The organism is Paraburkholderia unamae, from assembly GCF_003268775.1.
GTDB lineage: Bacteria > Pseudomonadota > Gammaproteobacteria > Burkholderiales > Burkholderiaceae > Paraburkholderia > Paraburkholderia unamae.
On the sequence record NZ_QLSU01000076.1, the window covers coordinates 1 to 1,195 of the forward strand.

The following is a 1,195-nucleotide window of genomic DNA, read 5'->3' on the forward strand; positions in this document are numbered from 1 at the left end:
GTACGGCTGCCAGAACGTCTGCACACGACGCTCGCGCTCCGCCGCATCGGGCTCGCAGCCCTCGCGATAAACAGGCTCGCCGCGAAACGTCTCGGCCGGACACAGCGACGTCGTGGTCTGCCCGGGATACAGGCTCTCGTCATTCGGCGGACGGTTCAGGTCGATCACGTAGCGCGAAACGCGCGCGCCGAGCACCGTTGCGCCCAGCGCCTTCGCGAAGGCGTAGAGGCGGTCGAGATGCCAGTCCGTATCCGCTACGGTCAGCGCGATGTCGGTGTACTGTCCGAGCATGTCAGCAGGAATATGCGTGCCCAGATGCGGAATCGAAATGATCAGCGGCGCCGTGCCGCGTTCCAGTGAATAAATATCGGTCATGGAATAAAGGCTCCGTGAAGATCGCGCGCGCTCACGCCTGGGCCAGCAGCCTGGCAAGCGCCGCTCGATAGTCGGTGTAAAGGCGCGCCTCGTCGCGATGGCGTCGCGCCTCCACGACTTTCTCGCCGCCCGCATAAACGTCTAGCACCGGCGTTTCGCCGTGTTCGCAGAACACGATCGACGAGAGCCACGTGAGCGGCTGTTGCTCCGCCAGGTTCGGATGCTGCGCGTCGAGCACGATCCAGTCGGCGCGTGCGCCCGCCTTCAATGCGCCCACCGCGCGCCCCGTCGCGCTTGCGCCCCCGCCGAGTGCGGCCGCGAAAAGCCGGTCGGCAACGTACGTTTCGTTCGGCGCAGCCAGCACGTTGCGCTCGCGCCGCGCGAGACGCTGGCCGTATTCGAGCAGCCGCAGTTCGGCGCGCCAGTCCACGCCGATATGGCTGTCCGAGCCAACGCCGAACGCGCCCCGCGCCTCCAGGTAATCGTGCGTGGGGAAAATGCCGTCGCCCAGGTTCGCTTCGGTCGTGAGGCACAGGCCCGCAATCGCACCGCTTCTGGCCAGCGCGGCGGTTTCATGCGCGTCGACATGCGTGGCATGCACGAGGCACCAGCGCGCGTTCACGTCGAAGCGATCGAGCAGCCATTGCACGGGCCGCGCGCCTTCGGTCGCGATGCAGGCGTCGACTTCGGCCGTCTGCTCCGCGATGTGGATATGCACGGGCGCACCGGGCGATACGTGATCGAGCCCGTCGAGCAGCGCACGCAGCGAGTCCTGCGAGACGGCGCGCAACGAATGCGGCGCCACGCCATAGCGCAGCGC

Annotated in this window: 2 protein-coding genes; both read right to left on the reverse strand. The window is 67.3% G+C overall.

Annotated elements, in window-relative coordinates:
• Window positions 1-375 (reverse strand): N-formylglutamate amidohydrolase (locus C7401_RS44210; RefSeq protein WP_181565851.1); only part of this gene is annotated, 375 nt, incomplete at its 3' end.
• Window positions 376-406: 31 nt separating this feature from the next.
• A partial coding sequence (locus tag C7401_RS44215) for an amidohydrolase family protein (protein ID WP_146758112.1) occupies window positions 407-1,195 on the reverse strand: 789 nt, incomplete at its 5' end.